This is a genomic window from Actinomyces qiguomingii (assembly GCF_004102025.1).
Lineage (GTDB): Bacteria > Actinomycetota > Actinomycetes > Actinomycetales > Actinomycetaceae > Actinomyces > Actinomyces qiguomingii.
Genome location: NZ_CP025228.1, coordinates 936921 through 954795, shown reverse-complemented (window position 1 = coordinate 954795; position 17875 = coordinate 936921). Strand labels below are relative to the sequence as shown.

10 protein-coding genes are annotated in these 17875 nt (G+C 68.6%); 7 read left to right on the top strand and 3 right to left on the bottom strand.

What is annotated here, in order from left to right; all coding sequences use genetic code 11:
- Positions 1 to 15 precede the first annotated feature (15 nt).
- A complete protein-coding gene (locus CWT10_RS03870; RefSeq protein WP_103062125.1) occupies positions 16 to 963 on the bottom strand; it encodes a glycosyltransferase family 2 protein in 948 nt (315 codons plus the stop codon).
- Between the two features lie 189 nt (positions 964 to 1152).
- Between CWT10_RS03870 and CWT10_RS03865 the strand changes: the two genes are divergently transcribed.
- Genes CWT10_RS03865 through CWT10_RS03855 form a run of 3 tightly spaced genes read left to right on the top strand, consistent with a single transcriptional unit; the run spans position 1153 to position 4542 of the window.
- A complete protein-coding gene (locus tag CWT10_RS03865) occupies positions 1153 to 2187 on the top strand; it encodes a glycosyltransferase (protein ID WP_103062126.1) in 1035 nt (344 codons plus the stop codon).
- Positions 2188 to 2242: 55 nt separating this feature from the next.
- Positions 2243 to 3376 (top strand): DUF1972 domain-containing protein, encoded by a 1134-nt coding sequence (locus CWT10_RS03860; RefSeq protein ID WP_174721984.1) that lies wholly within the window; start codon positions 2243 to 2245, stop codon positions 3374 to 3376.
- Positions 3373 to 4542, top strand: a complete 1170-nt coding sequence (locus CWT10_RS03855; protein ID WP_103062128.1) for a glycosyltransferase family 4 protein — start codon at positions 3373 to 3375, stop codon at positions 4540 to 4542. Before CWT10_RS03860 ends, CWT10_RS03855 begins: the two co-directional genes overlap by 4 nt.
- An 89-nt stretch (positions 4543 to 4631) precedes the next feature.
- Here the strand turns inward: CWT10_RS03855 and CWT10_RS03850 are convergent, their stop codons facing one another.
- Positions 4632 to 5372, bottom strand: coding sequence for a CDP-alcohol phosphatidyltransferase family protein (locus CWT10_RS03850; protein ID WP_103062129.1), 741 nt, complete (start codon positions 5370 to 5372; stop codon positions 4632 to 4634).
- A gap of 306 nt (positions 5373 to 5678) precedes the next feature.
- Positions 5679 to 8504 (bottom strand): helix-turn-helix transcriptional regulator, encoded by a 2826-nt coding sequence (locus CWT10_RS17630; protein WP_103062130.1) that lies wholly within the window; start codon positions 8502 to 8504, stop codon positions 5679 to 5681.
- A gap of 421 nt (positions 8505 to 8925) precedes the next feature.
- On the opposite strand from CWT10_RS17630, the gene CWT10_RS03840 reads away from it, so the two are divergent.
- The 4 genes from CWT10_RS03840 to CWT10_RS03825 all read left to right on the top strand — a co-directional run bounded on the left by CWT10_RS03840 (position 8926) and on the right by CWT10_RS03825 (position 17856).
- The gene (locus tag CWT10_RS03840; protein ID WP_103062131.1) at positions 8926 to 9564 is read left to right on the top strand and encodes a TetR/AcrR family transcriptional regulator; all 639 of its coding nucleotides are present in this window, start codon (positions 8926 to 8928) and stop codon (positions 9562 to 9564) included.
- Between the two features lie 601 nt (positions 9565 to 10165).
- Complete coding sequence (locus CWT10_RS03835; RefSeq protein ID WP_103062132.1) at positions 10166 to 11647, top strand: sugar transferase; 1482 nt, start codon at positions 10166 to 10168, stop codon at positions 11645 to 11647.
- Positions 11647 to 12087 carry an FAD synthase family protein gene (locus CWT10_RS03830; RefSeq protein ID WP_103062133.1) on the top strand — a complete coding sequence of 147 codons (441 nt, stop codon included), beginning with the start codon at positions 11647 to 11649 and terminating at the stop codon, positions 12085 to 12087. The genes CWT10_RS03835 and CWT10_RS03830 overlap by 1 nt, the downstream gene beginning before the upstream one ends.
- Before the next feature lie 6 nt (positions 12088 to 12093).
- Entirely contained in the window at positions 12094 to 17856 is a 5763-nt protein-coding gene (locus CWT10_RS03825; RefSeq protein WP_103062134.1) for an Ig-like domain-containing protein, read from the top strand.
- Positions 17857 to 17875: the final 19 nt, after the last annotated feature.

The following is a 17875-nucleotide window of genomic DNA, read 5'->3' as shown; positions in this document are numbered from 1 at the left end:
GCGACAGGCTCGTGCTCAGCGCGCATACGGCGCCGTTCGCGGCCCCAGCAGCGTCGCCCGCAGGATGCCGCGCCCGCCCGCCGCCCGGTGCTCGTGCTGAGCCCGCCGGGCCTGGCGGGCGGCGTCGTCCCCCCGCACCATCAGGGCGCGGGCCGTGCCAATCAGCCACAGCGCCGCCCCACGCGCCGTGAACTCCATGCGTCTGCCGGCGCGCCGCCAGCCGTGTTCATCCAGCAGTCTCACCCAGGCCCAGGTCTCGGCGTTGCGACGGGCGCGGGTGAGCACCCACTGGCGGCAGGCCCGCTCGGGAGGAACCGTCTCGGTCACCACGGCCTGGTCGCACCACACAATTTCGCCCGCGTGGGCGGTCAACGCCCGGGTGAAGAAGGTGTCCTCCCCGCCGGTGAAGGCGAAACGCGGGTCGAATCTGAGCGCCAGACGGCGCACGGCCGTCATGTCCAGCAGCAGGTTGTTGGTGGCGGCGCTGCGCAGCCGGGTGCCGGTGGCCCGGCGTGCGCGGGCGAATACGGGCGCGGCCGCCACCCACGGCTCCGGCTCGACGGCGAAGACCGACTCCACCGGCCCGGTCACCGCGACGGCGCCGGTATCCCGGTAGGTCGCGTACGCCTCCACGAGTGCGGCCAGCCAGCCCTCCCCCGGCGCCTCGTCGTCGTCGATGAATACCAGCAGGTCCCGCCCGGCGGCCTCATCCAGGGCGCGGTTGCGGGCCGCGGACAGCCCCGGGGAGGGCTCGACCACCACATGCACGCGCGCGTCCGCCGGGCCCTCGGTCAGGCGATCACGAGCAGAGCCTGCGGCGTCGTTGTCGACAACCACCACCCGCGCATCGACCCCCTCCAAGTCCCGCACCTGCGCGAGCAACTGCGGAACCAGGGCGCTTACCCGCTCGGGACGCTTGTAGGTGCACACCGTCACATCGAGGCTGATCGGTAAGGCGGGCACGCGTGAGCTCCCATCGATTGGCAGTGACGCAGTAACTCGGTCGAAGTCAAGGTTCTGCGGCGTTATGACGGTGCAGCACGCTAGGAACTTGCGCGCGGCGCCGGGATAGTACCATCGGCGCAGGCAGGCGGCCGCCGAGTCTTGGCCGCAAGTATCCGATAGGACACCGATTGAGAAGACACTTCAGGCATGGCAGACCTCTCTAGCGCCGCCGTCATAGTCGTCAACTACGGTTCGCACGCCTTGCTGGAGACGAACCTGGCCCCCATTGGACGTGAGCCCGCTGCTCCGCAGATCGTGGTTGTGGACAATGCCTCCACACCCGCCGAACGAGCCACGGTGGTCCGACTGGCTGAGGCGTACGGCTGGGCGACCGTCCTGCCGGAAAGCAACCTGGGCTTCGGCGCTGGCGTCAACCGGGGCGTGCAGGCGGCCCTGGATGCAGGAGCCCGCACGCTCGTGGTCCTGAACCCGGACGCGACCATCGCCCCGGATCAGCTGGAGGCGCTGGTGTCCCGCGCGCAGGCCGATCCGATGGCGTTGGTCGCGCCGATGATCGTCGACGCCGATGATCATCCGGCCTTCTACGGCTACCGCGTTGACCTGACCGATGGCGCCACCCGCTCACCGCGGGCCGTGTTGATCCCCGGGCACCGTCACGAGCAGTGGCTGACCGGTGCCTGCTTCGCGCTGTCCGCCGAATTGTGGCAGGCCACCGGCGGACTGGCGGAGGACTATTTCCTGTACTGGGAGGACGTCGACTTCTCCCTGCGCGTGCTTCACGCCGGTGGCCGACTGCTCAATGACACCACCATCGTCGCCCGACACATTGAGGGCGGCACCCAACGCCCGGCTTCCACCGCCTCACCCGCCGCGGATGGTGCAGCGGCATCGTCCGCCGCGCAGACTCAGGAGCCGTCGCCGCGTCCACGCCGGCGCGCACGGGGCGGGCAGCGCCACTCGGCCACGTACTACTACTGGAACGTGCGCAACCGGCTCCTGTTGGGCGCGCGCTGGGCACGCCGCCAGGAACTGTCCCGGTGGGTGCGACGCACCCCCCAGGAGTCGTGGCGGATCCTCCTGCGCGGGGGACGCCGCCAGATACTCGCCCACCCCACCACCACCCTGGTGCCCGCCGTGCGCGGGGCGATCGACGGGCTGCGACTCGTCCACCGGGAACGCTTCACCCAACAAGAGAGGTCAAATAGAGCAGATGACCGCTGATTCCACAGCCCGTGCCGCAAGCTCCGCCGCCCCGCCCGAGTCTCTGCGCATTGCCATGCTCGGCACGCGCGGCGTACCCGCACGCTACGGGGGTTTCGAGACCGCCATCGAGGAGGTCGGCCGCCGCCTGGCCGCACGGGGCCACCGGGTGCTCGTCTACTCCCGCAACCCCGAACCGGACACGCCACTGCCCGGCCGTTACCGGGGCATGCGGGTGGTGGAGCTGCCGGCGATGAAGAAGCGCTCCCTGGAGACGCTGTCTCATACGGCGCTTTCGGTCCGCCACCTGCTGGAGCGCGTGCACCCGGATGTGGCCATCGTCTTCAACGCCGCCAATGCCCCCTTTCTGCCGGCCCTGCGGGCCGCCCGCATACCCGTGGCCACGCATGTGGACGGCCTGGAGTGGCGCCGAGGCAAGTGGGGTCCCACCGGCAGGCGCTACTACCGGGCGGCCGAAGCCCTGGCGGTGCGCTACTCGGATGCGCTGATCGCCGACGCGCAGGGCATCGCCGACTACTACACCGAGGAGTTCAAGGCGGACACCGACCTGATCGCCTACGGGGCGCCCCGGGTTACGGGCGGAACCGAACGGCTGGCCGAGCTCGGGCTGCAGGCCGGCGGCTTCCACCTGGTGGTGGCCCGCTTCGAGATCGAGAACCACGTGGACGTGATCGTCGACGGCTATGTCCGTTCGCAGGCGCGCCTGCCGCTCGTTGTCGTCGGCTCCGCCCCCTACGCCAATGAGTACACAGCCCGTATCGAATCCCTGGCCGATTCCCGCGTCCGCCTGCTGGGAGGGTTGTGGGACCAGGAGCTGCTCGACCAGCTGTACGCCGGAGCCCTCGTCTACTACCACGGCCACTCGGTGGGCGGCACCAATCCTTCACTGCTGCGGGCCATCGGCGCAGGGGCGGCCGTGGACGCCTTCGACGTCTCCTTCAACCGGGAGGTGCTCGGCGACGCCGGCCGCTACTGGGGCACCGCCGCAGACGTCACCGCCCTGGTCGCCTCCGCGGAACAGGACCCGGACGCCCAGGCGCGCCGCGGGCAGCGCTCCCACGGCCGGGCCGCCCTGTACGACTGGGAGCAGGTAACCGACCGCTACGAGGCGCTGTGCCGGCGCCTGGCCGCGCAGGGGCCGCGGCGTCGGCGCCCCTCCGGGCGCCGGACCGGAGCGTTCCCGGCATGAGTGCTCCCACCTGTCCCAATGACGGCTCCCCGCTGGTGCTGGTCGCTCACCCCTCCCCGGATCTGTACGGCTCCGACTGGCAGCTGGTGGAGACCATCACCGGGCTGATCGAGTCCGGCTACCGGGTCAACGTGGCGCTGCCCGCCGATGGCCCGCTGGTTTCCGTACTAGCGGGAGTGGGCGCGCGCGTCGCCGTCGTTCCCTTCACCGTGCTGCGCAAGGCCCTGCTGACTCCCCGCGGCCTGGCGGACCTGGCCGCCCGGGCCCCGGGCGAACTGTCACGACTGCGCGGCCTGATCAAGGCCTGCGGCGCCGATGCGCTGCTGGCCAACACGGTGACGATCCCGTGGTGGCCGCTGGCGGGACGCGCGGCCGGCGTCCCCGTGCTCTGCCACGTGCACGAGGCCGAGGACACCCAGCATCTGGTCATTCGTGCCGGTCTGAACGCGCCGTTGCTGGCATCCACTCGGATCGTGGCCAACTCCGAGGCGGCCCGGCGGGCCCTGCTGTCCGCACAGCCACTGCTGGCGGGACGCACCCGGGTGGTGCACAACGGCGTGGCGGGGCCGTCGCAGCCGCTCACTCCACTGCGTGAGCGCACCGCCGACGCGCCACTGCGCATTGCCATGGTGGGCAGGTTATCGCCCCGCAAGGGCGTGGACGTGCTGCTTGAGGCGGTGGCGCTGTTGCGCGGGCGCGGCGTGGAGGCCTCCCTGGAGGTGGCCGGCTCGATCTTCCCCGGCTACGAGTGGTACGAGGCGCAGCTGCGTGAACGGGCCGCTGCGCCGGACCTGGTCGGGCACGTGGACTTCCTCGGTTACGTCCACCCGACCTGGCCGGTGCTGGAACGAGCCGACGTCGTCGTCGTGCCTTCACGGCAGGAGCCCTTCGGCAACACGGCCGTGGAGGCCATGCACGCCGCCCGCCCGCTGATCGCCTCGGGCGTGCAGGGACTGAAGGAGGTCGTCGACGACTCCGTCACCGGTCTGCTTGTTCCCCCGGATGATCCGCAGGCACTGGCAGCCGCACTGGACCGGCTCGCCGCCGAGCCCGCCCTCGCCGCGCGTCTGGCCCGACTCGGGAGGCAGGAGGCACTAACCCGCTTCAGCGTCGCCGGCTACCGGGCCGCCATGACCGCGGTGGTCCAAGACCTCATTCGGGGCTGAATTCCGCTCCATTCCATCCGAGGGAGCCGCGCGGCAAGCTCGTAGGGCCGGGTCCCACGAGCGGGCGGGCCGCGGTGGCTCACGCCGGGTCAGCCGCGGCGCAGCTCCAAATACCACTTGGGCAGCGCCAGGATCACGTAGCCGGCATAGCCGGCCAGCATGATCCCGTACACCCACAGGAAGGCCGTGGGCGCGAAGCGCAGCGCCAGCACCAGGCACAGCAGCCCGTAGTCTGTGGGCACCGACAGCACCGACTTCAGCACGCCGGCGCGGCCCTCGTTCTTGGCCAGCGGAGTGCCGCCGGCGTAGCGCAGCTGGTAGGTGAGGATGTAGCTGAAGAAGTGGATGTTCTGCACTGCTCCAAAGGCCAGCGGCACTAGCAGCAGCGTCGGCGTCGGCAGTTCGGCGAAGCGGAACAGGCCAATGGCGATAGCTCCGTGGATGGTAGACAGCTTGATCACATCGGCCACATGATCCAGCCACTCCCCCGCCTTCGAGCCGCCGTGGCGCAGGCGGGCCAACTGGCCGTCGGCGGAGTCAAGGGCGTAGCCGAACATGAGCAGCAGGGAAGTGGTCACGCAGGCGAGCACCGACGGGCGCCATAGGGCCAGCAGGAAGACCCCCGCGTAGGTACAGCAGGCGGAGACCGCCGTCACCTGGTCCGGCGTCATCCCCAGCCGGTGGGCGATTGCCGCCAGGACCCTTCCCACGGGCCGGTTGATCAGACGCGAGTACAACGGGGCGCCCGCTTTGGCCTTCTGCGCCGAAGCCAGAGAGCGGATATTATCTCGGATCGAGGGGCGGGTATCAGTCGGCGCAGACGCGCTCATGCACAACTCCTTAACTGTTCGCGACCGCCGGTCTGACGTCGCGACGGCCTAACAAGCTAGCACGGACCGCGCTCACCACCCTGCACGGAGCCTATTCGCTGCGCAATCGCCGCCCGCCCTCGCGGGCCCGCCAATGCCCACGCGGGCTGCCCCACGCTCTCGGCACGCACCATCCCACCGCTGAGGCCGCATCCCGTACCGCCTCAGCACTGGCGCACGGCGCCCCGTTGCGCAGGCAAGAGCCCGACGTTCATCTGCTGTACTCATTCACCACCTCCCGTGTGCCCGGCAGCCCCTCCGGCCGTGTCAGTCCTCCAGCAGGCTGTGCGTGGCCAGCGCCCTGGGCAGGTCCTTGCGGCTGGAGATCCCCAGGGCCCGGTATACGCCGGTCAGACGCAGCTCGACCGTGCGAACCGCCATATACGTCTCTGCCGCGATCTCCTTGTTGCGCCGTCCCCGGGCGGCCAGTCGCGCCACCCGCAGCTCGGTCTCGGTCAGCTCCGTAGGCGCAACCGCCACGGCCGACGACACCGGCCCGGCCCCCGCCTTGGAGCGGGCGGTGCGTTGGGTTACGCACTGCCAGAAGAACATGCCGTTGCGCGCAGCGAGTTCGGTGGCACGCGCCTCCAGCACCTGCGCGCATGAGGAGGCGTCGCCGGCCACCCCCAGTTCGGCGGTATCGAGCTCGGGCGAACGGCGCAGCCGGGCCGCGCACATCATGTCCACCCGCACCTGCCTGAGGGCGTTGCCAGACAAGGCCGTGTCGAGCAACAGTTCGGAGATCAGCGGGACGGCTTGGGCGTCGTCGGAAAGCAGCACGGCCAGCAGCTGATCGTCCGGATCGGGGCGCACCCGTCCGGATGACTGCGCCCGGAGCCAATCAGCCAGGCCCGGTACGCGCTCGAGCAGTGCGGGTTCAATAATGACCATGTCGACGACGCTCGACCACACGGGGCGCAGTCGCTCGCGGGCGACACCGGCGCAAACCGCAGGGCCGAGCAATAGCCCCGCCGATGAGCCGTCACCCGAGGACAGCCGTGCCGCGGCCTCGAGCACGCCCACCCACAGCTGTTGTGGCGAAGCGGCGGAACCTGGCAATCCGCTTGCCATGGCGGTGCGCCAGGCGGCGGCGGTGGTGGCGCCGCCGAACAGCATGGCGCCCTGTGCCACCGCGGCCACCCCCAAGCCGGTCAGGCCCGCGCGCAGTGGCACTCGGAAGCTGTCATTGACCAACTCCGCCTGCGCGTAGCGGGTCCAACCGAGGCGACTGCGCAGATACGCCCGAAGCGATACCGCCTGGGCCTCATAGAAGGGGCTGACACCGGCGAGTCGGGACTGCACCGACTCGGCAACCACCGTCTTATCCCCCGACATGTCCTCCGCGGCGAGGACGGCATGAATCACCGCCTGCGCCCAGACGGCGACGTCTCCTCGCGCGGTGTCGCCCGGAACCTCCACGAACACGCCACTCAGAAGACCCCTGGAAGCCTCATGGCCTTGACCACTCACCCGCGCCGCGAGCGCCTGCGCCAGCCCAAGGGTGTCGGCACATGGGGGAGCCGCGCAGTCACCGGAGCCGTCGGCATCCAGCAGCCTGATCGCGGCGCGCAGATAGTCACCGGGGCCCTGCGTCTCGCCGATCAGTCTTTCCTGAGCAGCCAGAAGGATCAGGCAGCGCGCCGCGGGCAGCGCTTCGACCTCCCCCAGCTGCACTATGCGAGCAGCGAGTCGGGAGTTCTCGTCAATGCTCATGCCCTCACTGCCGCGGGCGGCGATGTAACTCGCGGCCACCGTCAGTTCCTCCCGCGGATGCAGGCCCGTACGCCCCATGGCCTCACGCAGGCGCGCGGAGGCGGTCAGCGTGCAACCCAGCTGCAGGGCGAGCTGTCCCTGCAACAGTCTGATACGTGCCGTCAGAGCTGGATCAGGAACACGCCCGGCTCGATTCAGCGCCAAGGCATCGATGATTCGCCAGGCGATGTTGACACTGCCGTGTTGCAGCTCGGCATCCGCGGCGACGAGCAGACGGTCCCAGTCCTCGACCGAGGCCACACCCGCCCCCAAACGGTGCCAGGAGTGCTCCAGGGTATCGGCCTGGTGCGACTCGGCCAACGCCTGGTGCAGGACTCGCACCGCCTCATGCGGCAGCGCCTGTACAACTGCGACCGCCAGGGCCGCCCCCAGCCCGGGAATAGGTTCTGGGGCAGGCAGCAGATCCTCCGCCTCCTGCGGTGGCGTTACGCCGGTGGCGTTACGGGCCACGGCCGAATCCGGTTCCAGCTGAAGGTGCATCGCCACCAGGGCGTCGCGTTGTTTCGGCGTCAGGGCGCGCAGACGGTCGGCGACCATACGGCGCGTATGCGCCGAGACGATCGGTTCGCGCCGCGGAAGTTCACGTCCTGCCAGCGCCACACCGCTCAGGGAGGCGCCCTCGGCACGTATGTCGCAGATCCGTCCGGCCGAGCTGCGCGAAATCCACTCCGCCACCATCGGATCGACGTAGGCGGAGGTTTCCGCCCCGATGAGGTCCCGGGCGTCGTCGGGCCCCAAGTGCCTGATGGAAGTGGAGAAGAAGGGCGGAGCCGCCGCCTCGTCGACCGTTCCCTCCGGCATGAGCACAACGACGGCGAAGGGCGTCGTCGCCAGCAGGGAGGCAGCTCGCCGCATCTGCTCCGGGGAGAGCCCCTCACGCGTTCCGCGGACGGAGACGACTACGAGCACGGGACGGTCGCAGGTGGCGGCAGCGGCAAAGTCGGCGGCGGCTTCGGAGCGCGCTTGGGTGGAGGTCGCCGTCACGACGGCGTTGCGCAGCGACTGGAGTCTGGCGCGCAGATCCGGCTGCTCGGCGTCTTCGCTGAGCTTGCCAAAGATCTGGTCGATGCAGGTGATCAGCAGGACGTCGTCGACGTTCAGATCGGGGCGATTGACCGGCAGCCCGGCGCCGATCGCGGCATCCACCTCGGCCACCCTCACCTCGGCCAGCAGTTCGGTCATGTCTGCGGCAAGCGCGGGGCCGAGGGACCAGACCCCCGAAACCGACGGCGCTGCGACCAGGTAGAACGAGCCCAGGCCGCGGCTCAGGCGATCCGCGATCTCACGTGCGACGAGGCGTCGCCGGTCCGGTATGTGCACATCGTCTCCTCTCACGGGCGCGGGCTCACGCGGCCTCCCCAAGCCAGAATTCGGCTGTTACGCCTTCAGTGTTAACACGTTACTGGGTTGTCACCATAACAGACTATCGCTACTGATTCACAACGACATGCCGCCCCCACCACGGACCCCGTGGGCGCCCCCTGCACACCCACCGCACGCCCACCGCGCGCCTGCCGCGTGCCTACCGCATGCCTACCGAACACCCGCCGGGCATCCAACGACACCGCCGATGCGGCTGTGCGGGTCGCGCACGGACCGTCGGACGGGACCACCGTGCTAGGCTTCAACCCAAGCAGAACCCCCTAAGGCGGTTGTATGCCGGTTGTTACCACAGTGCCGGCGGGATACCTCCGGGGTAGATGAAACGACGCAGCACAACACGAACGACCCACCACCAGTCATGAGCTCCAAGTCCAGCAAACGAACCCGGATGAGCGCCTCCGAGCGGCGCGAGCAGCTCATCGACGTAGCCCGCGCACTCTTCGCGAAGAAGGGCTTCGAGGCCACCAGCATCGAGGAGATCGCCAGCCGGGCCAAGGTATCCAAGCCCGTGGTCTACGAGCACTTCGGCGGCAAGGAGGGCCTGTACGCGGTCATTGTCGACCGCGAGCTCACCACCATCTCCACCATGATCACACAGGCGCTGAAGTCCTCCTCCTCCGCCTCGGTGATAGTCGAACGGGCCGCACTGGCACTGCTGACCTACATCAAGGAGTCCTCCGACGGCTTCCGCATCCTGTCCGCCACCAACACCCACAGCTCGGACACCTACTCCACCCTGCTGGCCGATGTGGCGATCCAGGTATCCGGCCTTCTGGCCACACAGTTCTCCGAGCACGGGCTCGACCCGCGCACAGCTCCGTTGTACGCGCAGATGCTCGTAGGCATCGTGGCCATGCCCTCGCAGTGGTGGCTAGAGAACCGGGCGATGAGCAAGGAGGAGGCGGCAGCCCATATGGTCAACCTGGCCTGGAACGGACTGCGCGCAATGACCCCGAACCCCACCCTGCGCGACACCGGCACCCAACAGGAGCCCTGAGCACCCCGCCTCCGCCGCACAACCCGACCCTCTGCGCACCACCTAGGAGCAGACCCACCACGGTTCACCGCAACACCAACGGTGTTTGTCCCGCATTTGAACATTCCGCGCCGGCCCCGGCGAGCAACAGGACCTTTGGTCACGAATCACCGTCGGATGTTACAAACCAGTTTCCCCATGTGACGCACGACCCTCATATGCGCAAAAAACGACGGCAAAGCCCCAAATAAAGGTCTCGAGGAGATCTCACGGCCCATACCGTTAAATCCCTGTGCACCCTCCGTCGGCCCACCGCACACCCGCCCACCGACACCACTCCAGCCGCACCATTCCAACGATATTAGCCAAGACGCCAGCAGGGGCCGACAGCATCCGCGACCCCCGACTCGGCGCCGACACGCACACCGAGGAGCCCACATGTGGATCTGTTCACGTTCATCCCCGCACCACCCAAATCGGTAGTAAATTCAGCTCCTGACCGTGGAGAATCGAGCCCGCGGGCGGCCCGCGCAGCGCACCGCCCGCTTTCCGGCCACAACTTTATTTATTCAACAACGATCGTAAGCATCCGACAGTATCAACCCGCCGTTCCAATTTGGAGATGTTCTTGGCCAGCTCGCCGCTCACCTCTGCTACACCGCCCCGCCACGGGCAGCGGGAACGCGCTTCCGACGCGGAAAAGATCCTGCCGCCCCTGGCGTCGCCGTTGTTCACGGCCTGGCCCACCATGCGTCAGGACCTGCTCATGTGGGTACTGCTCAGCGACCTGGCCGCCGTCACCCTGCCCGTATGGATCGGCTGGATCTGTCTGGCCTGGACACCACTGCAGTTAACGCTGGTCGTCGTCACCGGCCTGCTCATGGTGATCCTGACCTGGGCGGCCGGCGGACTCGGCGTGGACGTGGTGGACCAGGCGCGCTCCGGGGCCGGGCGCACCACCCTGGCAGCCATCGCGGTGGCGCCGGTGGCCGTGCTGCTCAGCCAGATCCTGACTCCTTCTGTTTCCGCCGGCGCAGTACTGGCGCCACTGGCGGTCCAACTGATCCTGGTTGTGGGCGGCCGCATACTGGAGAGCGGCTGGCTGCGCGCACGCCGCATGGAGGGCCACGGCCTGCGCCGCACACTGATAGTCATGGGACCCGGCGCCGAGCCGATCCTGCGCGATCTGCGCAGCCACCCGGGGGACGGCTTCCTGGTGGTCGGCTACCTGTCCTCCTCAACCAACAAGTCCCACGCCGCCGCCCGCCTGGGCAGCCCCGATGCCGTGTCCGCCATGGTGCGGAAGGAGAACATCGATGTGGTGATGACCCTGGGAGGTGTTAGTCCGGAGGATCTAGTGGTGCTGATGCGCGGGCTGACTGACACCGGCGCCAGACTGGTGGTGGCCCCCGGACTGCAGGATGTGGTCCCCGGCCGCATGCGGGGACTGCCGGTCACCCACGGCTGGACGGGCCTGATCGACGTGAGTCTGCGCCGCACACGCGTGCTCCTGAAGGACGTCTTCGATCGGATCGCCGGAACAGCGTTGCTGCTGGTGGCACTGCCGGTGCTGGCGATTGCGGCCGCAGCGGTCCGCCTGGACTCCCCCGGCCCGGCCTTCTACTCTCAAACGCGCGTGGGCCTGGAAGGAAAGCACTTCACCTTGTGGAAGCTGCGTTCCATGTACATCGACTCCGACGCCCGCCGCGCCGCCGTGGTCAACGCCGGAGGCGACGCCGGCAACGAGGTGCTGTTCAAGGATCGTGCGGATCCGCGCATTACCCGTGCAGGCCGCATCATTCGACGCACCTCGATCGATGAGCTCCCGCAACTGGTTAATGTGGTGCGCGGGGAGATGAGCCTGGTGGGACCACGCCCGGCTCTGCCCAGCGAAGTCGCCGAGTACGACGATGAGGCGCGTCGCCGCCTCCTGGTCAAGCCCGGACTGACCGGCCTGTGGCAGGTGTCGGGGCGCTCGGACCTGTCCTGGGACTCGACGGTCGCACTGGACCGGCACTACGTCGAGAACCGGGGCGCCCGGTTGGACGCCAGCATCTTCTTGTCAACCTTCAAGGCCGTCATTGGCGGCAAGGGAGCGTACTGATGATCACCGGATACGTGCCCGGCGGCTTCGACATGCTGCACATAGGACACCTCAATATCCTCTCCGCCGCGGCCACGCGCTGCGACCGTCTGATCGCCGGCGTGGCCACGGACGAGTCTTTGGGGCGGATGAAGGGGCGTCCTCCGATCGTCCCCCAAGATGAGCGCATGGCCCTGGTAGCGGCACTGCGGGTGGTCGACGCCGTCGTGCCCGATTTCGATCAGGACAAGCGCCTGGCCTGGCAGCGCGAGCCCTTCGACATCCTGTTCAAAGGAACCGACTGGCAGGGGACCGAGAAGGGCGACCAGCTGGAGGAACAGATGGCGGAGGTCGGTGCCACCGTCGTCTACCTGCCCTACACCCCGACCACCTCCTCCAGCATGCTGCGGCGCATGCTCTCCCAGGAGGTCGCCTCCCGCTCGGGCGCAGCCGGCAGGTGACCGTAAGTGCCTTTCCGTAAACCTTCCCGCCCACGGCTGCGCCGTCCCGGGCTCACCCGCCTGCGCCGCAGGCGCCTGTCCGCCGCACTGGCCGGCGCCGCCGCACTCGCGCTGGGAACCGCCGCCTGGTTACATGACGGCGTCCCGCAGGCCGATGTCAAACTCAACGACGGCGGCGTATGGGTCACCAGCACCAGCGAGCACCTGGTGGCGCGTCTGAACTACCCGTCTAAGCAGGTGGACGGCTCCATCCGGACCGCCTCATCGGAATTCGATGTCACCCAGAGCGGCGAGAACGTGCTGGTCCCCGACCTGGCCGCCGCCTCGGTGTCCGCCGTAGACCCCGCCGCGGTGGCGCTATCGGCCTCCTCACAGCTGAACCCGGGAACCTCCGTGCTGCAGGGAGGGGACCGGGTATTCGCCGTGGACGCCTCCACGGGCACTATCTCCGGCACCACGGTCGACGCGGTCGATCTGCTCGCCGCCGCCCCCACCCTGATCGAGGACATGCCGGATGCGGTCGCCGTCGCCGGAACCGACGGATCCCTGCACGCGGTCTCCGCCAAGACCGGCGCCCTGCTCACCGTCCCGGTCAAGTCCAGAGGCTGGGACAAGTCCTCCTCACGGACGATCACCTTCACCGACTCCACCGACCTGGCCATCACCGCCGTCGGCGAGCGGGCCGTGGTGCTCGAGCGCGGCACCGGCATCCTGCACCTGCCCGACGGCTCGACCACCGACCTGGGAGCCACGGGCCTGGTGCTGCAGCAGCCCGGGCCGGGCGCCGACACCGTCCTGGTGGCCTCCCGCACAGCGCTGCTGTCGGTGCCACTGGACGGCTCTCCGATCACCACCCTGCCCGCCTCCGCCGACGGCGAGGCGCCCGTCGGCATCGCCGCCCGGCCGGTGCGCCTGGGCGACTGTGCCTACGCCGCCTGGTCCGACTCCGGGCAGTTCCTGCGCCAATGCGGCAAGGACATCGAAACCATCAGCGATGACGCCCTGGCCTCCTCCTCACAGCCCGTCTTCCGGGTCAACCGTGACGCCATCGTGCTCAACGACATCGCACAGGGAACCGTCTGGCTTCCTGACGACAACCTGGTGCTGGTGGAGGACTGGACCGACGTCACCTCCCAGACCGACGACCAGTCCGATGACAAGGACGACTCCGCCGAGACCTCCGACTCCCAGTCCCTTCCGGAACGCACCGAGGAGAACCATCCCCCGGAGGCCAACGACGACACGCTGGGGGTACGTCCCGGACGTTCCACGGTGCTGCCGGTGTTGGCCAACGACTCCGACCCTGATGGGGACGTGCTGACCGCGCAGGCCGGAGACGTGGGCACCGCCCAGGTGACCACCGCCCAGTCCGGGCTGGCGTTGCGCATCGACGTGCCCGAAGACGCCACCGGAACCTATACGGTCCCCTACACCGCCTCCGATGGGCGCGGCGGCGCCGACTCGGCGGTGGCCACCGTCGAGGTGCACGACTGGAGTGTCAACGCCGCCCCGGAGCAGACCTCGACACCTTCACTCGTCATCGCCGCAGGCGCCTCCGGCTCCCTGGACGTGCTCGGCAACTGGCTCGACCCGGACGGCGACACCCTCTACCTGGTCTCCGCACAGGGCGAGGGCTTCGACGTGCGCACTACCAATGAGGGCACCATCACCGTGCGAGACACCGCCGGTACAACCGGCGCCCGCACCCTGACCGCTGTCGTGTCCGACGGGCAGCAGACGGCTTCCGGCACCATCACGGTTGAGGTGCAGGCCGACGACGCCGCCACCCCTATCGCCAACGCCGACCATGTGCGGCTGGTGGCTGGGGCGTCCACGGTCGTCTCCCCGCTGGACAACGACGTCTCCCCCACCGGTGAGCCCCTGAGCCTGGCCGGCGTGGAGGATGTTCCCGCCGGCACCAGCCTGGACGTCAACCAGCAGGCGGGCACCTTCACCTTCTCCGCGGAGCAGGCGAACACCTACTACATCACCTACGACGTCACCTCCGGCTCGGCCGTCGCCCAGGGGATCGTGCGCATCGACGTGATCGAGCCCTCGGATCCCGATGTGCCCCCGATCACGGAGAACGACACCGCCCTGCTGCGCGAGGGCGGCGCCACCACGGTGGCCCCACTGAGCAATGACTTCGACCCCTCCGGCGGCATCCTGGTGCTGCAATCTGCCACCGCCCCCGCCGGCTCCGGCGTCGCGGTGACCGTTGTAGATCACTCCCTGCTGCAGGTCTCCGCGGCGGGCGCGATCGGGCAGAGCGTGGAGGTGGAGTACACGGTCTCCAACGGCACCGCCTCGGCCACCGGCCACATGACCGTCGTCCCGGTGACCACCGCCGAGCTGCAGGTTCCGATCGTCAGTGCCGACTCCGCCGTCGTGCGCGTTGGAGACGTGGTGACCGTCTCCGTGCTGGACAATGACACCTCCCCCTCCGGCCTCGCACTGAGCGTCACCGACGAGTTGGGACTGGCGGGCGCGGACCTGGGCACCGCCTGGACCAGCGGCGACGTGGTCCGCTTCAAGGCCGCAGACACACCCGGACGCACCACCCTGTCCTACACGGTCTCCGACACGGAGGGGCAGACCGCCTCCGGCCAGGTGGATATCGAGGTGCGCGGCCGCGACGACGACGCCAATGCCGCCCCCAGTCCGCACAACCTGGAGGCGAGCACGGTTGCGGGCTCATCGGCGTCGATCACCGTGCCGCTGGACGGCATCGACCCCGACGGCGACTCCGTCAGCCTGGTGGGACTCGACCAGGCCCCGGCCTCCGGCACCGTGGAGACTTCGAGCACCTGGCTGACCTACACCCCCCACGACGGTGCCACTGGCACCGACACCTTCACCTACACGGTCGAGGACCGCTTCGGTGCCCAGGCAACCGGGACGGTGCGCGTGGGCGTGGCGGCGGCACCGGCCACTAACACGGCGCCGGTGGCCACCGATGACCTGGTGGTCGCCCAGCCGGGCCGCACCGTGGTCACGGATGTGATCTCCAACGACTTCGATGCCGACGGCGACACCCTGTCAATGGATGACACTCCTGTCAGCGACCACCCCGAACTGGTCATTTCACTGCGTTCCGGACGGGTGGTTGCCGAACTGCCGCATCAGGAGGGCGTCTACACGGCCCACTACCGGGTATCTGACTCCCGCGGCGGTATGGACGTGGGCACCATCACCTTCCAGGTGCTCGCGGACGCGCCCCTGATCAGCCCGATCGGTGTGGACGACTACGTCACAGTGGACCAGGTGGATGCCGACGGCGTCGCTACGGTCTCTGTGCTCGACAACGACCAGGACGCCGACGGCTCCCCCTGGGACTTGGCGGTTACCACCAGTGATACGACCGCCGAAGTGATCGACTCTTCCATCCGGGTCAGCGTCGGGGACGAGCCGCGGCTGGTGCTGTACACCGTCACCGACCAGGACGGGCTGACCGGCAACGCCGTCATCGTCATCCCCTCCCGCGACGATCTGCGCCCACGGCTGAACTCCACCGCCGTCCCGGTGCGCATCCCGGCGGGCTCAACCACCGCAGTGGAGCTGGCCGACTACATCCTCACGCGCGCCGGAACCACACCGACGATCACCGACGCCGGGACCGTTCGCACCGGCACCGGCCTGGATGAGGCGGCCGTAACCGGTGGTGGGGGTCTGAACCTGACTCCGGCCCAGGGATTCACAGGCAACACCTCGGTGACGCTGACGGTGACGGACTCCGCCGGCGATGACGCCCTGTCATCCACATTGACCCTGCCGGTGGTGGTGGAGTCGACCGATAACACTCCCCCGATATTCACCCCCACCGAGATCACGGTGGCCCCCGGGGAGGAGGCCGTCACGGCGGAACTGGCCGCCATGACGCAGGATGACGACGGCGACACGCTGTCCTTCGCGATCGGCTCGGCGCCTGCGGGATTCACGGCCTCCCTGTCCGGCTCCACGCTGACGGTCTCCGCCGCCGACGACGCGACCGTTGATACCACCGGCACGCTGCCCGTGACCGTGGACGACGGCACCAATGATCCGGTCACCGGTGAACTGCCGCTGCGGGTGGCCGAATCCAACCAACCGCTTATGACGACCACGCCGGCGACGCTGGAGTCCGATGGCTCACCGGTGAGCGTGGATGTGTCCACGCTGGTGACTAACCCATTCCCCGACCAGCCGATCACCCTGTCCGGCTCCCCACAGGTGACTTCCGGAACCGGCGAGGTGACCGCCTCCGGCACCACGCTGACCATTACGCCCGGAGCCGGTTTCGCCGGCCGCCTGGTGGTGGGATACGAAGTGCTGGACGCCACCGGCTCCGCCGCCCGCGCCGTCACCGGAACCGTCACCGTGACCGTCACCGCCGTGCCGGAGGCCCCCGCCGGGGTCTCGGCGAGTCCTTCCGGGGCGACCTCCATGAATGTGTCCTGGACGCCGGGGTCAGACAACGGCTCCGCGGTGACCGGTTACACCGTCACCGAGGTCTCCGGCGCCGGCTCCTGGTACTGCTCGGGCCCGCCCTGCGCCGCCACGGACTTGAGCGCAGGCGGCACCTACTCCTTCCAGGTGGTGGCGACCAATGCGGCCGGAGACTCCGCGCCCTCAGCCGCCTCCGCGCCGGTGACCCTGACCGTCACTCCTGACGCCCCGACCGGCGTAAGCGTCACCGGAGGGAACAGTTCCGTAACCGCCTCCTGGAGTCCAGCCACCCCGATCTCCGGGGTAACCATCAGCTACGAGGCGCAGCTGCTGCAAGGCGGCAACGTGCTTGTCAACCAGTCGGTTTCCGACACTTCGGCATCATTCGGCTCATTGGAACCCGGCACCTACACCGTGCGGGTGCGCTCGGTGGTATCCGGCTCCGGCAGTTCCAACTGGGTCTCCTCCGGCGGTACGGCCGGCGTCTACACCGCCCCGGGCGCACCGGGCACGCCGAGCGTCAACTGGGACGGCAACAACAACGTGAACATCAGCTGGTCCGCCGCGCCCGCGAATGGAAGTGCGGTCAGCTACACGGTCAATGTCTCCGGCTCCCTCACCGACTCCAGGAACGTCGGCTCGGCCACCTCCTTGAGCCTATCCACCGCCTCGCTCGGCCCCGGAACCCACACGGTGAATGTGACGGTAACCGCCACCAACCAGGCCGGCTCGGCCAGTTCCACCGGATCCGGCAACTTCACCATTGTTCGTAAACCGGGAGCTCCCACCAATCTTCGAGCATGGCCCGACGACGATGACGAGATCGAAATGAGCGCGTCATTGGGCAACACCAATGGCTGGCCCAGTGAGCAGTTGGAGATTCAGTACCTGGTGCGCAACAAGGCCACCGGCTCCGACGTTCACGGCTGGACCACCAGTGGCGAGGCCGAGAATCTCCCCCCGGGCACCTACCAGGTGTGGGCCCGTGTGGTCGTTAAGTCAAACAGGAATGATTCCAACTACCAGTCCGCCACCACCGGGCCGGTGGAGGTCACCCTCTTGGCCCCCTCTACGCCGGAATACAGTGGTGGGATCGACAGCGAGCGCCGGATCACCGTCAAGGTGACGGGCTGGCCCAAGAACACCAAAGTGCAGTGCAGCGTGAATGACCCTCGCAGCGGCAGGTTGTATCAGACCGTTTCAGGATGGATTGACACCGGCGAAACCGGCTCCTGGGAGGGAGCTCCTTACTGGTACACCAACAACTACCAGGGTTACCTGTACGTACGAGACGGGTGGACTCCAAGCCCAGATACTTGGCAGCTCAGCTGCGCCTCCGAGTAGATCTTCTAGTAGATGGCAA